This is a genomic window from Gemmatimonadaceae bacterium, assembly GCA_036003045.1.
Taxonomy (GTDB): Bacteria; Gemmatimonadota; Gemmatimonadetes; order Gemmatimonadales; family Gemmatimonadaceae; genus JAQBQB01.
In genome coordinates this window covers 19,107-36,501 of the sequence record DASYSS010000092.1, presented here as the reverse complement: position 1 = coordinate 36,501, position 17,395 = coordinate 19,107, and the positions used below count along the sequence as shown (strand labels likewise).

Annotated in this window: 18 protein-coding genes; 9 read left to right on the top strand and 9 right to left on the bottom strand. The window is 66.1% G+C overall.

All coding sequences use genetic code 11. From position 1 onward, the window contains the following. Positions 1-510: 510 nt before the first annotated feature. From VGQ44_20815 to VGQ44_20795, 5 genes are all read right to left on the bottom strand, one after another. On the bottom strand, positions 511-948 hold the full coding sequence (locus VGQ44_20815; GenBank protein ID HEV8449280.1) for a serine hydrolase domain-containing protein: 438 nt from the start codon (positions 946-948) through the stop codon (positions 511-513). A 125-nt stretch (positions 949-1,073) separates the two neighbouring features. After that, complete coding sequence (locus VGQ44_20810; GenBank protein ID HEV8449279.1) at positions 1,074-1,859, bottom strand: DUF4249 family protein; 786 nt, start codon at positions 1,857-1,859, stop codon at positions 1,074-1,076. Positions 1,860-1,881: 22 nt separating this feature from the next. Beyond that, positions 1,882-4,239: a TonB-dependent receptor plug domain-containing protein gene (locus VGQ44_20805; GenBank protein HEV8449278.1), complete on the bottom strand. Its 2,358-nt coding sequence runs from the start codon at positions 4,237-4,239 to the stop codon at positions 1,882-1,884. Beyond that, a complete protein-coding gene (locus VGQ44_20800; protein HEV8449277.1) occupies positions 4,236-5,117 on the bottom strand; it encodes a FecR domain-containing protein in 882 nt (293 codons plus the stop codon). Before VGQ44_20800 ends, VGQ44_20805 begins: the two co-directional genes overlap by 4 nt. A gap of 53 nt (positions 5,118-5,170) precedes the next feature. Continuing rightward, on the bottom strand, positions 5,171-5,701 hold the full coding sequence (locus tag VGQ44_20795) for an RNA polymerase sigma-70 factor (GenBank protein ID HEV8449276.1): 531 nt from the start codon (positions 5,699-5,701) through the stop codon (positions 5,171-5,173). Positions 5,702-5,934: 233 nt separating this feature from the next. Here VGQ44_20795 and VGQ44_20790 point away from each other — a divergent pair, with 233 nt between their 5' ends. After that, complete coding sequence (locus tag VGQ44_20790; protein ID HEV8449275.1) at positions 5,935-7,398, top strand: PQQ-binding-like beta-propeller repeat protein; 1,464 nt, start codon at positions 5,935-5,937, stop codon at positions 7,396-7,398. 11 nt (positions 7,399-7,409) lie between these two features. Here the strand turns inward: VGQ44_20790 and VGQ44_20785 are convergent, their stop codons facing one another. Further along, positions 7,410-7,802: a hypothetical protein gene (locus VGQ44_20785; GenBank protein HEV8449274.1), complete on the bottom strand. Its 393-nt coding sequence runs from the start codon at positions 7,800-7,802 to the stop codon at positions 7,410-7,412. Positions 7,803-7,992: 190 nt separating this feature from the next. Continuing rightward, entirely contained in the window at positions 7,993-8,424 is a 432-nt protein-coding gene (locus tag VGQ44_20780) for a VOC family protein (GenBank protein ID HEV8449273.1), read from the bottom strand. A 177-nt stretch (positions 8,425-8,601) separates the two neighbouring features. Between VGQ44_20780 and VGQ44_20775 the strand changes: the two genes are divergently transcribed. Further along, positions 8,602-9,192, top strand: a complete 591-nt coding sequence (locus VGQ44_20775) for a DinB family protein (protein HEV8449272.1) — start codon at positions 8,602-8,604, stop codon at positions 9,190-9,192. Positions 9,193-9,249: 57 nt separating this feature from the next. Here the strand turns inward: VGQ44_20775 and VGQ44_20770 are convergent, their stop codons facing one another. Continuing rightward, a complete protein-coding gene (locus tag VGQ44_20770; protein ID HEV8449271.1) occupies positions 9,250-10,251 on the bottom strand; it encodes a hypothetical protein in 1,002 nt (333 codons plus the stop codon). 307 nt (positions 10,252-10,558) lie between these two features. Here VGQ44_20770 and VGQ44_20765 point away from each other — a divergent pair, with 307 nt between their 5' ends. Further along, the gene (locus tag VGQ44_20765) at positions 10,559-11,809 is read left to right on the top strand and encodes an amidohydrolase family protein (protein ID HEV8449270.1); all 1,251 of its coding nucleotides are present in this window, start codon (positions 10,559-10,561) and stop codon (positions 11,807-11,809) included. A gap of 251 nt (positions 11,810-12,060) precedes the next feature. After that, positions 12,061-12,315 (top strand): hypothetical protein, encoded by a 255-nt coding sequence (locus VGQ44_20760; GenBank protein ID HEV8449269.1) that lies wholly within the window; start codon positions 12,061-12,063, stop codon positions 12,313-12,315. Positions 12,316-12,410: 95 nt separating this feature from the next. Here VGQ44_20760 and VGQ44_20755 read toward each other — a convergent pair whose 3' ends face one another. Continuing rightward, on the bottom strand, positions 12,411-12,779 hold the full coding sequence (locus VGQ44_20755) for a VOC family protein (protein HEV8449268.1): 369 nt from the start codon (positions 12,777-12,779) through the stop codon (positions 12,411-12,413). Between the two features lie 195 nt (positions 12,780-12,974). Between VGQ44_20755 and VGQ44_20750 the strand changes: the two genes are divergently transcribed. The 5 genes from VGQ44_20750 (at position 12,975) to VGQ44_20730 (ending at position 17,390) form a co-directional block, all read left to right on the top strand. After that, positions 12,975-13,373 (top strand): YciI family protein, encoded by a 399-nt coding sequence (locus VGQ44_20750; protein HEV8449267.1) that lies wholly within the window; start codon positions 12,975-12,977, stop codon positions 13,371-13,373. Then, positions 13,370-14,671, top strand: a complete 1,302-nt coding sequence (locus VGQ44_20745; protein HEV8449266.1) for a DUF6596 domain-containing protein — start codon at positions 13,370-13,372, stop codon at positions 14,669-14,671. Before VGQ44_20750 ends, VGQ44_20745 begins: the two co-directional genes overlap by 4 nt. Positions 14,672-14,874: 203 nt before the next feature. Beyond that, the gene (locus tag VGQ44_20740; protein ID HEV8449265.1) at positions 14,875-16,299 is read left to right on the top strand and encodes an MFS transporter; all 1,425 of its coding nucleotides are present in this window, start codon (positions 14,875-14,877) and stop codon (positions 16,297-16,299) included. Positions 16,300-16,308: 9 nt separating this feature from the next. Beyond that, on the top strand, positions 16,309-17,163 hold the full coding sequence (locus tag VGQ44_20735) for a hypothetical protein (protein ID HEV8449264.1): 855 nt from the start codon (positions 16,309-16,311) through the stop codon (positions 17,161-17,163). Continuing rightward, positions 17,163-17,390: a DUF2892 domain-containing protein gene (locus VGQ44_20730; GenBank protein ID HEV8449263.1), complete on the top strand. Its 228-nt coding sequence runs from the start codon at positions 17,163-17,165 to the stop codon at positions 17,388-17,390. The genes VGQ44_20735 and VGQ44_20730 overlap by 1 nt, the downstream gene beginning before the upstream one ends. Positions 17,391-17,395: the final 5 nt, after the last annotated feature.

Genomic DNA, 17,395 nt, shown 5'->3' with positions numbered 1-17,395 from the left:
GCGCTCATTTCAACAGATGTTCAACCACCGACTCTCGAATCCCTTCGGAAGCCGCTGATCATCGACGTTTGTCGACACCACCCACCCCAACCTCTGTTCCGGCAGAAACTCGCACCTCGTCCCATCCCCCTTCACCCCACCCGGGCGCGAGTACAGCGTCAGCCCATGCCACGACTCGACGAACCACCCGAGCGCATACAACCCACTAACCTCTCGTGACGGCCGGCGTGAGGAGCCCGCTCGGCGAGCGCTCCGGCCGTTCACGGCGCCGCGCGAGACGAGCATCGGGATCCACTTCCCCATGTCGTCCGCGGTGCTGTTGATCTCGCCGCCGGCGCGATGGCGACGTTCTAAAAGAGACCCGTCAGCCTCACCGCCGTGAGCGGCGAGTCCTTTCCGGGCGGATATCCCTCGCCGTCTTAACCGAACGCGAAATCGGGCGACGCCTCCATCTCGCTCAAAAACATTCCGCTCGAGCGCATCCCCAGCGGTCGAAGATCTGGTGCTGAATCACGTTCTCGTATGTGTCGTGGTTCGCCGCCGCGACCGCCTCGCCCGCTGCGAGAAACTTGTAGTTGTTGTAGTTGAACGTGCGGCGAAAACCGCGGGATCGTGCGAATGGAAGTATGGAAGAAAGCGGCGTGGCGAATCGTCGAGCGACAAGAGCCGGCGATCCACCCCGATCGCCGCGGAAAGCGCCGCGAACGGCTTGGTGCACGAGCCGATCACGAAGCGCGTGCTCGGAGTCACCGGAAGCCGCTGGGCCGCGTCGCGAAACCCAAACCCGCGGCTCAGAGTCACGCTGTCGCCGGACACGATCACCAGCGACGCGCCCGGCACGTCAAAATGCCGGCGCAGCGATTCCGACTCGGCGACGATCGCCGCCACCCGCTGTCCACGTAAACCGCGATCGGCCCGCGCGCGCGATCGTCCGATCGTCTCTTGCAAGCGACAACGCCGAGCGTGAGTAGCACGGCAGATAGCCGGCGGCGAGTCGTCATCACGCTGGACTTGCGTCGCCTGGCGTTCGAAAGTGTCGAACGCCTGAGAGCCCGCGGGCCGGCGGCGCGAGCTCAGTGCACGATCAACGCGAAGCGCTTCACCGGCACGATCGAACCGAAAACGCCCAGCGCGCCCGTGAGATTTCCACCGATTCCAATCCCCGACAACGGGTCGCCGGAGCGACGGTAGTACTCGTAGTAGGCCGCGTCGACCGCGCTGATCACGACGCGAGCCGACGCGCCGGGACCCGCTCGCGCCACCGTCGTGAACACCGGCAGGCTTCCCGGCAGCGACAAGGCCGTGTCCGTAAAAGCGCGGTACAAGCTGGTCCCGCCGACGAAGGCGATCTCCGTCTCGTACCGCGCCGCGCCCGCGACCCGCGCGAGGCTCGCCGTGAGCGTGTCGCGTCGCAGATCGAAGACGGTCGTGTCGCTGCCGAACAGCGCCGCGGTCGCGAACGGAATCGTCGTCTGTCCCGTGACCACGCGTCCATCCGGAACGACGACGCGCAGTCGATACGTGCCGCCCGGGACGAGTGAAACGCCCCCCCCGAGCTGCGTGAGCGAGAAGTGGTACACAACCGAGACGGACGGCTGCGTGGAGAATGCCTGCGCGATGGTGCTGTCGGCTCTTTCGACCGCGGTGATCGTTGCTCCGCCGGGGAGCGTCATCGTGACCGTCGCGCCCGTGACCGGAATCTGACCGACGTACGACCCATCGGTGGACTGGACGATCACCCACTGATCGCGCGAGCCGGCGTCGAGAACCGACTGTACCACGAGGTCGTGCGCCGTCGGCTTCACCGAGATGACGTCGGAGCAACCCACGGCACAGAGCGCGGCCAGTGCCGCGTTCACCAGCCGCCCGCGTCGGCAGCAATCAATAACCAATTCGCACCCCAAACGTAGGCAAGAACGGCAGGTTGGGAAACGACCAGCGCTGCGGCGTACTGGAATACTCGTACCCGTACGCCGCCACGTTATGCGAGTTGAGCGCGTTCACGACGCTCAAGTACCACGCGACCGGCGCATTCCCGACTCGGCCCTCGTGCGTCGCGCTCAGATCGATGCGCTGGTACATCGGCATCCGGCCGCTGTTGAACGGGGCGACGATCGGCTGCCGGGCGGTCGCGACGTACTTTCCGGCCACCGGATCGTACTGTTCGCGCAAGAACTCGCCCAAAACGGGCGTATATGGAAGGCCGGAGGCGAGGTTCACTCGCAGTGAGAGGACGTAGTTGCCGTTGTGCCAGCTGCCGACCGCGTTCAGGTTGTGCCGTCGATCCTGCGCCGGTGAGTACGCCACGCCATCGTTCCCCACGCGCACGCTCCGCGTGTACGCGTACGACAGCCAGCCGCCGAAGCCGTCGCGCTCGAACTGACGCAGCAGCAACTCGGCGCCGTACGACGATCCGCGAACCACCGTGAATTCGTCGCCTTGGACGGTTGGATCGCTCGCTTCGTTCGGCAGCAGGAGATTTCCGTACTGCTTGCGAAACGTCTCGACATGCAGCAACCGGGACTCGCCGAGCCAGTGCTCGAACCCCAGCGTGTAGTCGCGCGCGCGAGAGACGGGGAGCGACCGATCCGTTCCGACCCAGAGCTGGATAGGCTCGATCGGCTCTTCTTCGCGTCCGACCGAATGTTCAGCCTGCGCATACGCGGCCGTCGCCGCGGTCAGCGCGGTGTTCGAATCGATCCAGAACTTGACGGCGACGCGCGGCGAAACAATCGCGGACCTACGGTCGAACGCGTCGGTCCGCGCGCCGACGTCGAGGAGCAGCGAAGGCTTTGCTCGCCACAGTTCGTCGGCGTAGAACGACGCGGCGTGTTGGCGCTGCGACGCTGAATCGAACGGAATGAGGCCGCTGAGCCCGAATCCGGCCGTGGCCACGTAGGAAAAGCGCTGCCGCGAGAGCTCGTACCCGATCTGGTGCGTCGCGTTTCCATTGAAGAACGACATCGACCCCGCGAGGCGACGATCCTCGGCGGTGTTCGCGAGCCCAAACAAGCCCGGCGACTCGTTGAGCTTCGTGTCGAACGTCGTCGTCGAAATTCGTTGCTCGAGCGTGGCGCTGTCGCCGAGCGACCGGCCGAAGAGGTGAGGACTCTTGATATGCTTGGCGATCGTCGCCCCGAGCATCCCGTTGCCCCAGTGGCCGAGCGCGTCGTTGTGCGTGGCAGTGTCGATGACGTCGGACCCGTGGTACGCCGTGGCCGAGAGTGTGACGCCGCCGAGTCGCCAGCGCACGTGAGCGTGCTCATCCTGGAAGTAGTAGGGAAGATTTCCGTACCCCAGCAAACGCGACATGACGTCGGCGTAGGTGCGGCGCACGCCGACGTTCCACGAGCCGTGTCCCTCGTCGAACGAATCGCCGAGCGAGGCGAGCGACGAGAGGAGCGACACGTTCGCCGAGCCGGTCAAACCGCCCGCGGCGTGTTCGACGGAACGCACGTCGACGACGCTCGACAGCCGCCCGCCGAATTGCACCGGCAGTGAACCCGTTCGTAGATCCACTCGGCTCACCGTCGGATCGATAAACGCGCTGAACAATCCGCCGGCGTGGAACGGACTGTAGATCGGATACCCGTCGAGCAACACGAGGTTTTGATCGGCTTCGCCGCCGCGCACATTGAAGCCGGCCGTGTAGTCGCTGCGCGCGCCGATGCCCGGAAGCGATTGCGCCGAGCGCAACACGTCCGGCTCGACGAACACCGGCGCCGCGCGGAGGTCGCGCGCCGTGACGTTGATCTCGCCCACCGTCGCCCGCGACTCGAAGTCGTTCCGCTCGACGCGCGGGACCTCGGTGCGAACGCCGGGAAGCGTGACCGCCATTGCCGTGTCGTGCGACGCGATGCGCCGATCCGCCTCGCGAGGCCGGGCGACGACGACGAGCGCGCCGCCCGCTCCCACGCGAACCCGCAGGTTGCTCGCGTCGGCGACCTCGAGGAGCGCCACCGCGATCGTTCGCTCGTGCGGCGCGACGGAAATCGGCGTCGTGAGTCCCGGAAGCTTCGCGTCGAACGTGAGATCGAGATGCGCCGCGGCCGCGATGTCCGCGAGCGCGGCGCGCGCGGTCGAATATGGGAAGCCGACGCGGATCGTCGTATGCAGCGCGGCGATCTGATTGCCCGCGGAGTCGAGATCCACGAAACGATCGGCGGCTTGCGCCCCCGCGACACTCGCGATCGCCGTGGCGACGACCGCGAGGAGAAGTGACGTCGCGCGTGCGATCATCGGGGGCGTGCCTCAATCACGACTTCATTGCCCGACTTCGTGTACGTGGCGCCGAGCGAGGCGACGATCGCGTCGAGCACGTGGCTCAACGTCGGTTGCGCGTATGTACCGCTCACGCGCCGCTTCGCGAGCGCCGGCGATGCGACCCGGACGTTCACGCCGAACCAACGGCCCAACTCGACGGCCACCCGCGCGAGCGATTCATCCTCGAAGGCGAGGCGTCCGCCCACCCAATCGGTATAGCGCGATGCGTCCGCCGTACGGACGATCGCCGGTTTGCCGCCGAGCGCCAATCCGCCGACTTCGTTCGCGCGAAGGAGGATTCTCTCGTTTGCCAGAGTGGAATCGGCGAGTGAGACGATGCCGCTCGCCACGGCCACGCGCACGCTCGAATCGCTCGCGTACGCGCGCACGACGAACTCGGTGCCGATGTCCGTGACGACCGCGTTGCGCGCGTGCACCGAAAATCGCCGCAGCGAGTCGTGCGTCACGCGAAACTCGGCCATTCCGTCGAGAGCGACGTCGCGCGCGCCGCGGCCGAACGAGTATCTGATCGTCGACGCGGGTCCGAGCGTCACGACGGAACTGTCCGGAAGTAGAACGACCGTGCGCCGGCCCGCTGTTGTCGCGGCGGTTCCCGTTATCTCGTCGCTCGGCGCCCGAATCGCCGGCGCGTGACCCGCGCGCCGGTTGATCGTGACGATGCCGGCGGCCGCGATGACGACGGCTGCCGCAGCCCACCAGGCGATCGGCGAGCGCTTTCTCGAGAGCGTCGGTTGCGCGGCGATGCGCGCCGAGAGCCGCGACCACTCGTGGTCGGTGCGCCACGCTCGGCGCTCCCGCGAATCGGGCGAAGGTGGAGTCGTCGGGTCGGTCATGCCGATACGACCCACGAAGCCGAGAAATCCCTACCTCATGCCGCGCTTGGCGGTCAGTCGATCGCTATTTCGCGATCTACCTGTTCACCCAACTCTTCGCGAAGCCTCGACTTGGCCGTTCGAAGCAGCTTCTCGACGCCTTTCGCCGAGATCCCCATGGCCACGGCGATGTCCTTGTGCGACATCTCGTGCTCCCATCGCAGCACAGTCGCGAGCCGCGCGCGAGGTGGCATCGCGTCGATCGCTTGGCGAATCCGTCGGCCGGACTCGGCCGTTTCGAGCTCACGGTCCGGGAGAGGCGCCGGCACTCCGGTTCCGGTCACACGGGCGTCGGAAGCCGACTCGGCCGCAGTGCGCCGAACCAACGCCGCGTGGCGAAGATGATGGAACGCTCGATTGCGCGCCGCGGTAAACAGATAGCCGCGGGGCGATTCCTTCCACGGCAATTCCTCTTTCGTGATCCAGATCGCCAGAAAGAGGTCTTGGACGATGTCCTCGGCGAGATCTTGCGAGTGAACGTACGCGTCGACGACTTCGCAGAGCGGCGCGTGCATGGCGCGAAATAGCTGTTCGAACGCGCCCATGTCGCCGCGACGAATGCGGTGGCCCAGTGCTCGCAGTACATCGTCCGAACTGTTTGCGGAGACGGGTGGGCGCAATGCGCGGTCCATGTCTGCGTCGGGGATTGAGGCGGACGGCATGAGACTACGCTGAACCGCATCCGATTACCAGACACCTGGATCGGAAGTTCCCGAAAGAGTGGCCACGGTCTCCGGTATCTTGCGACGCAGCAACGAGTGAAAACGGGAGCTCAATAATGCGTAGTGTACTGATCGCGATCGTCGCCGTGGCATTCGGCGGAATCTCGTGCTCGGAGGCCGCCCCCGCGGGGGCGAGCCACGATTCGACGCAGCCGCCGAACGGACAGCCGCCGAGCGGGAGCAGCTCGCACGACTGGACGCGTTTCGGCTGGGACGCGGCGCGCTCCAACGCGTCGACCGACCCTACCGGCATCGACTCGACGAACGTCAAGACGCTGAAGCGCCAGGAGGTGCTGCTCGACGGCACCATCGACGCGTCGCCGATCTACCTGCACGGCGTTCAAGTGAACGGCGCGGCGCACGACGTGTTCGTCGTCACGTCGACGTACGGAAAGACGTACGCGATCGACGCCAACGACGGCTCGATCCTGTGGAAGTTCACGCCCGACGGCTACAACGGGGTCGCGGGCTCGAACCTGGTTACCACTGCGACGCCCGTCGCCGACCCGGATCGGCAGTCGGTGTACGCCGCGTCGCCGGACGGCAACATTCGCAAGCTCGCGCTGGCCGACGGTCGCGTCGTGTGGACGACGTCGATCACCAAGCGCCCGGATCGGGAGAAGATCGCGTCGGCGCTCAACTTCGATCGCGGCCACGTGATCGCGACGACCGGCGGCTACATCGGGGACGCCCCGCCCTATCAGGGGCACGTCGCGCTCATCGACGCGGCCACCGGCAATCTGGTCAGCGTCTGGAACGCGCTGTGTAGCGATCGCACCGGTCTCATCGATCCGAGCTCGTGCCCGGAGAGCGACGCGGCGATCTGGGGGCGCGCGGGCGCCGTCGTCGATCCGGCGACGGGCGACATTTTCGTCGCGACGGGCAACGCCAAGTGGGACGGCCAAACGTACTGGGGCGACGCGGTGATCGAGCTCGATCCGACCGCCACGCACATCGTCGGGAATTACACGCCGTCCAACACCGACCAGCTCAACGCGGGCGACGTGGATGTCGGGTCGACGTCGCCGGTGCTGCTCGGCAACGGCGTCGTCGCGCAGGGCGGAAAGGACGGCACCATTCGCGTGCTCGGCGCCGATGCCGTTCGGCAATCGGGTTCACACCGCGGAGGCGAGGCGCAGACGGTTCCGACGCCGTCGAGCAGCGCGTTGTTCACCGCTCCGGCGGTATGGCACGCGCCGAGTGGCACGACGTGGATGTTCGCCGGCGACGGTGGAGGCACCGCGGCGTGGACGGTGAGCGGCGGCCAACTCCACCAGGCGTGGAAGAATTCGAACCGCGGCACGAGTCCCGTCCTCGCCGGAGGCCTTCTATATGTATTCGACGCGAACGGCGGACTGCGCGTGTACCAGCCCGAGAGCGGCGTGCTCGTGACGACGCTCGAGTGCGGCGGGGGGCACTGGAACAGCCCGATCATCGTAGACGGCATGATCGCGATTCCAGACGGCAACTCGAACAGTCACGCGACCGGCGGAACACTCAACATCTTCCGGCTTCCCTAGCCGCCGCCGCGTCAGCCGATTCTCGGGTGCGAGGCGAGCGTCGTCACGATGACCTCGACCTCGCCCTGACGGTCGATCGACTGGCTTTCACCAATCACGTGGATCTCGAACACTTCGCTAGCCTGAATGCTTCTCAGCATTTCCAGGCTCGAGGTGCGCGTGCCATCGAGGATGAGCACGAAGCGCGGCGCCGGCACGCGCGTCGTGCGTCCGAAGTAGGCCGGCAACGTCTCGAGCGCGTCGAGCGCCGACGCGCCCGGCATCTTCTGCAACCGGTCGGCGCGAAGGATCGAGTTTGACGAGACGGCGGGCGCGGGCGCGGCAAAGCCCGCGGGCGGCCGCGTGCACGCCGTGGTGAGCGCGACAAGGATTGTCGTCGTGACGAACACGCTGGCGGACATCATCGTGTCTCCAAGTTCTAGATCTTCTCATTCGTCCTCTTGAATGACACGATGGTTTACCCGCGCGTTAATGGCGCGCGCCGCTGTGCGGTAAGCGAATCTCCAGTGCGTCGGCTGTTCGCGGCCGGTGTGGGCCGCGCTGTCCGTCGTCAGCCGACGACGGAGTCTCGCCCGGTCCGAGTTGTCCCGGCGGTCACGACGATGGAACCGCGGCCGCGCAGTTCACCATCCACGGGATGCCGAAGCGGTCGACGACCATGCCGAACCGTTCGGCCCAGAACGTCTTCTCGAGCGGGGCCAGCACGCGGCCCCCCTCGGCGAGGCCGGCGAACATGCGCTCGGTCTCCTCGACGCCGTCCGGGTGGAGCGACAGCGACATCCCTTTTGGCGGCTCGTATTGACCGGGGACGACGTCGGCGCCCATCAGAATGTGCTCGCCGATCGTGATGCTGCCGTGCATGACCTTCTCCGACCAGTCGGCGGGAACCCGGTCGGCCAGCGGCATGCCCGAATACCGAAAAACTTGTCCGATGTGAGCGCCAAGGCATCGTTCATACAACTGGAATGCCGCCTCACAATCTCCGTTGAAGCTGAGATACACGCTTACTTGCACGGCGGCCTCCATTGGGCGCGCCGGCGCCCGATCGCAAACCGCACGACTGGGCGCCGAATGTCAGGAGAGTGTAAATCGTCGCGGACAATACGAACAACGTGTGACGCTGGGGACCGTTGCGCAAATCTGCCCAGCGATTCAGAATCACAGACCGTTCCCCCCACCCGCATCACCTCCATGGGAGCACGTATGAAGATCTCGTATGCGACATTGCTCGCTCTGGTTCTTCCCCTGGGCCTTGCTGCGCAACAGCCACCGGCTGGACCCCCGGCGAACCCGATCACAACGGCGTTCAAGCAGCGCATCACCGGTTTGCATCGCAACATCGCGCAGGCATTCGACTCGATTCCCGAGTCGAAGTTCGGCTACAAGCCGACGCCGGCGCAGCTCACCATCGGCTACATCGCGCAGCACGTGGCGAGCGATAATTATCTCTTCTGCACCAGATTCGGCACGCTCCAGCCGACGCTGGCCGTCGAGGACACGGCGACCGCCGACAGTGTCAAGGCGAAGTGGCCGAAAGACAAGCTCGTCTCCAAGCTCAAAGAATCGATCAAGTTCTGCGACGACGCGATCGCGCAGGTCGACGACGCGAAGCTCGCCGAGGCGGTCACCGTACAGTTTGGCAACGGCCCGGCGCGGCCGACGACTCGCGCGTCGATGGTGCTCGGCCACGCGCTCGATCAATCCGATCATTACAGCCAGTTGGCGAACTACATGCGCTTGAACGGCATCACGCCGCCGTCGGCGCTGCCACGTCCCGGACGCGGCGGCAACTAGCGTTTCTGTGTTTGTGCGCGAGACCGGAGCACGTGCTGTGATCCGGTCTCGCGGTCGCTAGCGCGACGCGATGCCGCCCGAGCGATTCGAGCCTCGCGCCTCGGCGAACCAGGCGCGTCGGAGATCCACCCAGCCGACGATGTCGCGCGAGCGAATACGCCGCCACGTCCCTCGCACCTCGCCGAGCTGAACGCGCGACTCGGGACCGATCGAGGCCACGATGTGCGCGTCCGGACTCGCACCCGCGCGCACGATGATCCAGTTCTTCGCGACGAAGCTCGGCGACCGCGCGCTCGCCGGCATGCGCGACTTCGTCTGCGGAACGTACGGCTGCGAGCGCGACATGATCGGCGCGGCCGGATAGGTCCTCGGCGCCGGCGCGTACACGGTCGGCGTCGACCGGCGCGTGCTCGGTGCCGAAGGGTACGCCGTCGGCGGCGCGACCGACTGCGGACTGACCGCGACGGCCGGCTGCGAGACAAGCGGTGCACCGATAGGCGACGTCGTCTCCCTCACCGAACGTCCAATGCGCGCGCCGGACTGTACGACCGGTTCGGGCGGCATTGCCGTCGGGACGTCGGATGCGGCCGCAGGCGCCGATGCAGGAGCGGGTGCAGGCGGATCGATGTTGGTCCACGCAGCGATCGTGTCATGAGTGACGGCGGTGTCCGCGGCCGCGCTCGCGACGACTTGAATCACGGTATCGTCAGCCGCTGCCTTCTTCGATTGCGCTCGTGCTCGCGTTTGCGCCGCTTTCCGCGCGTGTGTCTTGCCCTGAGGATCGCGCAGCAAAACTCCGCCGAGCAACGCCATCGCGATGAAACCACCAAGGCTGATGTGAGTCCACGGAAGCGGCTTGCGAACTGGCTCGGGTAAAGTGCCGCACCACTTACACGAGCCGACGTGCGCGGGATAGTACGATTGGCAGCTCGAGCAGAACGCGAGCGGCAGCAGCTCACCGAAGCCGTCTCGCATTTCGAACAGGTGGCTGCACTTGGGGCATTGAGACGCCGCCATGAGCGCCTTGGTGCCGCACACTTCGCATCGCACGGAGCGCATGTTGGAAACCACCTTCTTTGATAGAGGTGCGATCCCGAAGCGTCACGCCCAGCGTCGAGCGCAGCGCACTACGATTGGACACCGTCGTCGTGCGCGGGGGATGGTGATACCGCCGTACCCGGAGATTGTGCCGCATCGCACGGAAGTTCGCCAGCCAACTACACCTTTGGTCCGATACTTCCGCCGCCGTATCGTTTGGCGGACTCGGCATCAAAAAATCCCGTTGACTCTTGTCGCGAGGCACCGGTAGCCGCAGCGTTCGTCTCGTCATTTCGGTGGCACATGCGGCATTAACTCACGAACGACGATGAGAACTCGCCTCGCGCTGATTCCGTTCATCCCATTGGCGTCGGCGCTCGGCGCGCAGGTCGGCCCGGTCACGGCGCCGTCGCCGCCTGGTCCCGTCACCATACTCAGCGATCGTGCGCTCGACGGGCGCGGGGGCGTCTTGCGAGACGCGCGCATCGGCGTTTCGCAGGGGAAGATCACGTCGCTCTCTGCGCCGGCATCGACCGAGCCGTCCGCGACGATCGATCTGCGCGGCTACACGGTGCTCCCGGGTTGGATCGACACGCACGTGCACCTCGACTCGCACTTCGATCGCACGGGACGCATCGCGACGCGCGGCGAATCGCCGGCCGAAGCGGCGCTCGCGATCGCCGACAACGCGTGGGTCACGCTCATGGCGGGTTTCACGACGGTACAGTCGGTCGGCGCGCCGTCGGAGGCGCCGCTCCGTGACATGATTCGCGATCGCGGATTTCCCGGTCCGCGTGTGCTCACGTCGCTCTCCCCGATCTCACCCGATTCCTCCGTTCCATTGGACTCGTTGCGCGCTCTGGTGCGCCGACGCAAAGCGCAGGGCGCGGATCTCATCAAGATCTTCGCGTCCAAGAGCGAACGCGTCGGCGCGGGCCCGACGATCACCGAAGAGCAGCTGCACGCGCTCTGCGACGAAGCCAAGGCGGTCGGGCTTCGGAGCATGGTGCACGCGTATCGCTCGCAGACCGGCGCCGCCGCGCGGGCCGGATGCCGCGAGCTCGAGCACGCGACGTACTCGACGCAGGCGGACATCGACGACGCCGTGAAGGCCGGCGCGTACATCAGCCCCCAGGTCGGGCTCGTCGTTCAGAATTATCTCGAGAACCGCGCGCGCTACGTCGGCACCGGCGGTTTCACCGACGAAGGAATGGCGATCATGGAGCGCGACCTGCCGCGCGACTTCGAGATCTGCGCGATCGCCGTTCACACGACCGGCGCGAAGGTCGTCTTCTCGACGGACGCCACCGCCGGCGCGCACGGCCGGAACGCCGACGAATTCCTCGGCCGAGTGCAGCATTGCGGGCAGACGCCGATGGCCACGCTCGTGTCGGCGAACTCGCTCGCCGCGGAGGCGATGGGCATGAGCGATCAGATCGGATTGCTCGCGCCCGGCTACGACGCCGACATCATCGCGCTCGATGGCGATCCGCTCACCGATCTCACCGCCGTTCGGCGCGTCGTGTTCGTGATGCGAGGCGGCGTGGTCTACAAGTGGGCCGGCGCCAAACGCAAATAGAGCGACGCTACGAATTCGCCGGACGCCAAGCGCGCGCGGCTCTTTGCTGAAGAGATTGATGACTGCTTGCGCCCATGCACCGCCGCCGAGGATCGCGAACGCCAGCGCAAGCACGACGCGGCCGCGAGGCCGCCGCACATTGGGGACCAAAATCGGTTCCGCCATGTCGCGGATTCTACGACGAATTCCGCGATTGGTCAGGACCCGTGCCTCGCTTGCCGGCGCCGGTCGGAGACGAGACATTGTCGACGATGCCACGCTTCCTGCGGTACGGACTCGCATCGGCCGTGCTGATCGCGCTCGCCCTGCTGACCCATCGTTTGATGCACGCCCCGATTCACGGCGTGCACGACGCGGCGGCGTGTATGCGAGCGTACCGCGAGGCCCGCACCCACAACGACACGCTTTCCGCCGACTTCTTGTCATATCAGGATCCGGCGCGACGCGGAGTGGATCTGCGGTGCGCCGAAGTTCGTTTCGGCCTCGCCGGCCCCACGCGTCCATAGACGCCGGCCGACATCATCGAATCCGGTGTCCGAAGCGCGACCAACGAATGTGACCGGTCGTAGCGCGCGAGAAGTACACGCGCCCGGCAAGACTCTTACGGATCCGTCAACTCGTGCCCGACGCGAATCAGGTTGCCCGCGGGATCCTTCAGTGTGAATTCACGCATTCCCCAACGCTCATCACACGGTTCGGTGAGACTTGGGGCGCCCTCACTCGGCAAGCCGAGCGCTGAGAACTCGCGGTGCAGCGCGTCCGCGTCCGCCACGCGCCAGTAGCAGCTCGTATGATTCGCGTCGGGCGCCAGATCGCCGTGACGCTCGAGATGCACCACGAGACTTCCGCGCCGGAGGATGTCATAGCGGTCGTCGTTGTATCCCGCCCTGAAACCCAGCGACTCGTAGAACTGGCGCGTCCGGTGTACATCCTGCGCCGGGAGAATGGGTTCTGGACCTTCATTCGGCATTGGCCCTCCGGGGTCTTCGCGATCAAGCTGCGCTCCGAAAGGCGAGGCAGGCAAGCGCGGCGGTCGGCCCCCCCCGGCCGGCTGGCGCCGATTCTGAAGACGGCCCATCCTGACGATGTCGAGAACGGCCAGTCGGCTCCGACTTATAGGTGAAGGCGCCTTAAAGAGGGGCGCCCAAACCACAGGAGATAGACGATGCGCTACATGCTGATGATGCACGCCCCGCGAGGCACCGGAGACTGGGGCGTCATGAAGTGGTCGCCCGAGGACCTCAAGGCACACATCACGTTCATGAAGGACTTCGGCACCAAGCTGAGCAAGGCCGGCGAGTTGGTCGGCGCCGAAGGGCTGGCCCCTCCGGGCGAAGCGCGAGTCGTTCGCGCCGGAACGAACGGCGCACCCACCGTGACCGATGGTCCGTTCGCCGAAGCGAAGGAATTCCTCGCCGGCTACTGGATCGTCGAGGTGGATCGTCCCGATCGCGCGTACCAGATCGCGGCGGAAGCCTCGGCGGCGCCGGGGAAGGGAGGCGAGCCGCTCAACATGCCGATCGAGGTGCGCCAGGTGATGAGCGCACCGCCCGTCGACGTTTGACGACACAGCTCGAGCCCGATCCGACGATCGAGCATCTGCTCCGCGACCTCGCGCCGCAGGTGCTCGGCGTCGTCGCTCGGCGCCACGGCGACTTCTCCGCGGCGGAGGACGCCGTGCAGGAGGCATTGATCGCCGCGGCGGCGCAATGGCCCGTGCAAGGCGTTCCGAAGAATCCGCGTGGATGGCTGTATCATGCCGCCCTTCGTCGTCTCGCCGATCACGTGCGGAGTGAGATCGCGCGCCAGCGGCGCGAGGAGGCCGTCGCGAACGAGGTCTGGGCGGAGTGGGCGTTCGTGCCGCCGCCGACGACGGAGGTCGACGTGGACAACGACGACACGCTCGCACTGCTCTTCATGTGTTGCCACCCGTCGCTCACGACACCCAGCGCGATCGCGCTGACGTTGCGTGCGGTGGGCGGACTCTCGACGGCGGAGATCGCGAGCGCTTTCCTGATGCCCGAGGCGACGATGGCGCAGCGAATCAGCCGCGCCAAAGCGAGCATCACAGGATCGAACGTGCCCTTCGAGCTGCCGGGCGAGTCGGAACGCGCGCAGCGCCTCGCGGCGGTGTTGCACGTTCTCTATCTGATGTACAACGAAGGCTACGCGTCCTCGAGCGGCGGGACGCTCCAGCGCACGGACCTCTCGAACGAAGCCATCCGGCTCGCGCGCCTGTTGTACGCGCTCCTTCCCAAAGACGGCGAGGTCGCCGGTCTGCTCGCATTACTGCTGTTGACCGACGCGCGTCGCAGGGCGCGCTCGGGTCCGCACGGCGAGCTCATTCCGCTCGACGAACAGGATCGATCGCTCTGGGTCCGCGACGAGATCGCCGAGGGTCTGCGATTGCTCTCGGCGGCATTTTCTCGAGGCACGGTCGGCGCGTATCAGATTCAAGCCGCCATCGCCGCCGCGCACGATCGGGCGGAGAGCACAGACACGACGAACTGGCGCGAGATCGAGTCGCTGTACGACATGCTGCTGCGGATATCCGACAACCCGATGGTCGCGTTGAACCGCGCGATCGCCGTCGCGATGGTGGAAGGTCCATCAGCGGCCCTCGCGATCATCGATACGCTCGACGCCGACTCGCGGATCGCCGGGCACTATCGGTTGGACGCCGTTCGCGGGCATCTCTACGAGCGCCTGGGCGACCTCACGCGTGCAGTAGAGCACTATCGGCGTGCCGCTGAACGCACGGCGAGCGAACCGGAGCGGGACTATCTCACGGGCAAGGCGCTCGGCGTTGCTCGTACCCTCAGCGACACTTCATCACCGGTGAAGAACGTCCGTCAGATGTGACGTAGCAGGCCGCCTACGCCGCCGCGGTCCTCACCTGACACTTCGCTCGGCCCGCCGGCCGGCACGCACAATACAACGGAGAGAGGGTCAAATGCATCGGCTCCGTACCGAGCCTGTCCGTGTCTACGTCGTCCTGCGTATTGTTCCCCGGTCCGCAGACCCGCATCGTTCGGTTACACCTTTCCGAGGATCGGCGCAGAACGATGTCCTCCGCCTCTAGGCCTGTTCCCGCCCCCGCCCCCGCCCCCGCGCGAACGGCTGAGCCGACCAGGGTCATCCCGCGGAAGGCGGTCGTCAGCTGGATCACCTACGATCTGGCCAACGTCATCTTCTCGATGGGCGTGACGTCGCTGAACTTCTCGCTCTTCGTCCGGTCCGTTGTCGGATCCGAGCGAGCGGACAGCCTCGTCGGTCGGATCAGCGCGGTGTCGATGGGCATCATGTTCTGCATTTCGCCGTTGCTTGGCGCGATGACCGACCGCGCGCGCCGCCGGATGCCGTTCCTGATGTGGGCGACAATCATCTGCTGCGCGATGACCGCCCTCATCGCCCGGGGACCGTTCTGGCTGAGCATGTTGGCATTCGTGGTCGCCAACGGCGGGTATCAAGCAGGCGTGCAATTCTACGACTCGCTGCTGCCCGAAGTGACCACCGAACAAAATCGCGGCCGTATCAACGGCATCGCCATCGGAATCGGGTACATCGGCTCGTACATCGCGGTCGGTGTCAGCATGCTGATGGATTCCAAGACGCAAGAGTTCCCGTTCGCCAACTATTTCCTGTTCATCGGCGTCGCGTTCCTGGCGTTCGCCACACCGTGCTTCCTGTTCGTGCGCGAGCGCATCAACGCTCATCCGCGTCCGATCTTCACTCCGCAGGCGGTGACCGAGTCGACGCGTCAGACCGTTCAGACACTCAAGTCGGGACATCGTTTCCCCGGGCTGCTGCGCTTCCTCATTGGCCGCGCGTTCTACACCGACGCGATCAACACCGTGATCTTGTTCATGTCCCTCTACACGGTGAACGTCGCCATCTCGACGGGGCTCACCAAGCAGGACGGCGAGGCGAAGGCCAAGCTCGTGCTCATGGTCGCCATCAGCGCGGCGATCGTCGGCGGCATCCTCTGGGGCTTCATCGTCGACCGAATCGGTCCGAAGCGAACGCTCAATATCGTGCTCACGGGGTGGATGCTCACCTTCGTTGGCGCCGCCTCGATCGGCTTTTTGCACCTCACCATCGGCTGGCTGTTCGTCGTCGCCTGCGCGGCGGGCATCTGCCTCGGCGGCACGTGGGCGTCGGACCGTCCGCTGATGCTGCGCCTCACGCCTCCGGACAGAGTCGGTGAGTTCTACGGATTGTACGGCATGGTGGGACGCTTCTCGGCGGTCGTCGGGCCGCTCGTATGGGGCGGGACGACCTGGCTGATCGTCGAGCGGAGCGGCATGCCCGTTCTCACCGGCGAGGCGTTCGCGATCCTGTCGCTGCTCGTGATGGTGATCGTGGCGTTCCTGATCCTACGCCGCGTCACCGATGCGCCGCGCGACTGGAAGGCGCTGGGCAGTCAGGGTACGCCGACGGGGGGGACGCTGCAGCCGGCGGGAGCGACGGGCGGGCCGCTGTTGGAGTAATTTCGACGCATGCCGTTCAGCGCAACCGTTCTCCGCGTGATGATCGCCTCGCCCGGCGACGTTCCGAAGGAGCGCGCCGTGGTCCGCGAAGTCGTCGGCGAGTGGAACTCGACCAACGGCTCGCATCGCAACGTCATGTTGCTGGCCGTCGGTTGGGAAACGGATGTCGCCCCCGAGATGGGCGACGCACCGCAGAGCATCATCGACAAGAGAATCCTCACGGACGCCGACCTTCTCGTCGGGATCTTCTGGACGCGCCTCGGCACGCCGACGGCGTCGTACGCGAGCGGAGCGGTCGAAGAGATCGAGGTGCACCTCAAGGCGCGCAAGCCGGCGATGCTCTACTTCTCGTCGGCGCCCGCCCCGCTCGACGCGGTCGATCCGGCGCAGTATCAAGCGCTCAAGACGTTCAAGGATTCGTGCCGGTCGCGAGGACTTTACGCGAGCTACGCCGACGTCGAGGACTTCCGGCGACAGTTCTCCAAGGATCTGCAGATCGTCATGAACGCCGACGGCGTCGCGTCGGCCGACGCCATGGCGCGGCCGAAGACGACTTCGGGGGTCGCCGGGGCCTCACTCTCTCCCGACGCGCTCATGCTGCTTTCTGCCGCGAGCGCGGACGGGTCGGGGGTGGTCCTCTTCGAGCGATTCGGCGGCGGCGCCGAGATCAGCTCGAACGACAAGGTCTTCAATGAAGACTCGAGTCCGCGCACGCTCGCGCGGTGGGAAGGCGCGATCGAAGAGCTCGAGAAGAGTGGGCTGCTCAGGGCGACGAGCGCCGCGCGCGAGGTGTTCGAGTTGACGCGCGACGGATTCGCCGCCGCCGACGCGGCGAAGACCGACTCTCAGAAACCGGTATCGTGATGAAACAAAACATGGGTGACGCGGATCGAACGATCCGGATGCTGCTCGGCGGAGCTTTGGCTATTCTATTCTTCGTCGCCGCGCACGACGGCACTGCCGGCGCTATCGTCGGCGGCATCTCGGTCATCCTGTTCATTTCAGCACTGACCGGCTGGTCGGTGATCTACTTCCTGCTGCGAATCTCGACGCGCAGCGACAAGGACGCCAAGCCGCTCGAGCGTAGTTGAATGCC

Coding starts and splice junctions, on each gene's coding strand:
- VGQ44_20805 (HEV8449278.1), bottom strand. CDS start 4,239: ATGATCGCACGCGCGACGTCACTTCTCCTCGCGGTCGTCGCCACGGCG.
- VGQ44_20800 (HEV8449277.1), bottom strand. CDS start 5,117: ATGACCGACCCGACGACTCCACCTTCGCCCGATTCGCGGGAGCGCCGA.
- VGQ44_20795 (HEV8449276.1), bottom strand. CDS start 5,701: ATGGGCGCGTTCGAACAGCTATTTCGCGCCATGCACGCGCCGCTCTGC.
- VGQ44_20790 (HEV8449275.1), top strand. CDS start 5,935: ATGCGTAGTGTACTGATCGCGATCGTCGCCGTGGCATTCGGCGGAATC.
- VGQ44_20785 (HEV8449274.1), bottom strand. CDS start 7,802: ATGATGTCCGCCAGCGTGTTCGTCACGACGACAATCCTTGTCGCGCTC.
- VGQ44_20780 (HEV8449273.1), bottom strand. CDS start 8,424: ATGGAGGCCGCCGTGCAAGTAAGCGTGTATCTCAGCTTCAACGGAGAT.
- VGQ44_20775 (HEV8449272.1), top strand. CDS start 8,602: ATGAAGATCTCGTATGCGACATTGCTCGCTCTGGTTCTTCCCCTGGGC.
- VGQ44_20770 (HEV8449271.1), bottom strand. CDS start 10,251: ATGCGCTCCGTGCGATGCGAAGTGTGCGGCACCAAGGCGCTCATGGCG.
- VGQ44_20765 (HEV8449270.1), top strand. CDS start 10,559: ATGAGAACTCGCCTCGCGCTGATTCCGTTCATCCCATTGGCGTCGGCG.
- VGQ44_20760 (HEV8449269.1), top strand. CDS start 12,061: ATGCCACGCTTCCTGCGGTACGGACTCGCATCGGCCGTGCTGATCGCG.
- VGQ44_20755 (HEV8449268.1), bottom strand. CDS start 12,779: ATGCCGAATGAAGGTCCAGAACCCATTCTCCCGGCGCAGGATGTACAC.
- VGQ44_20750 (HEV8449267.1), top strand. CDS start 12,975: ATGCGCTACATGCTGATGATGCACGCCCCGCGAGGCACCGGAGACTGG.
- VGQ44_20740 (HEV8449265.1), top strand. CDS start 14,875: ATGTCCTCCGCCTCTAGGCCTGTTCCCGCCCCCGCCCCCGCCCCCGCG.
- VGQ44_20735 (HEV8449264.1), top strand. CDS start 16,309: ATGCCGTTCAGCGCAACCGTTCTCCGCGTGATGATCGCCTCGCCCGGC.
- VGQ44_20730 (HEV8449263.1), top strand. CDS start 17,163: ATGAAACAAAACATGGGTGACGCGGATCGAACGATCCGGATGCTGCTC.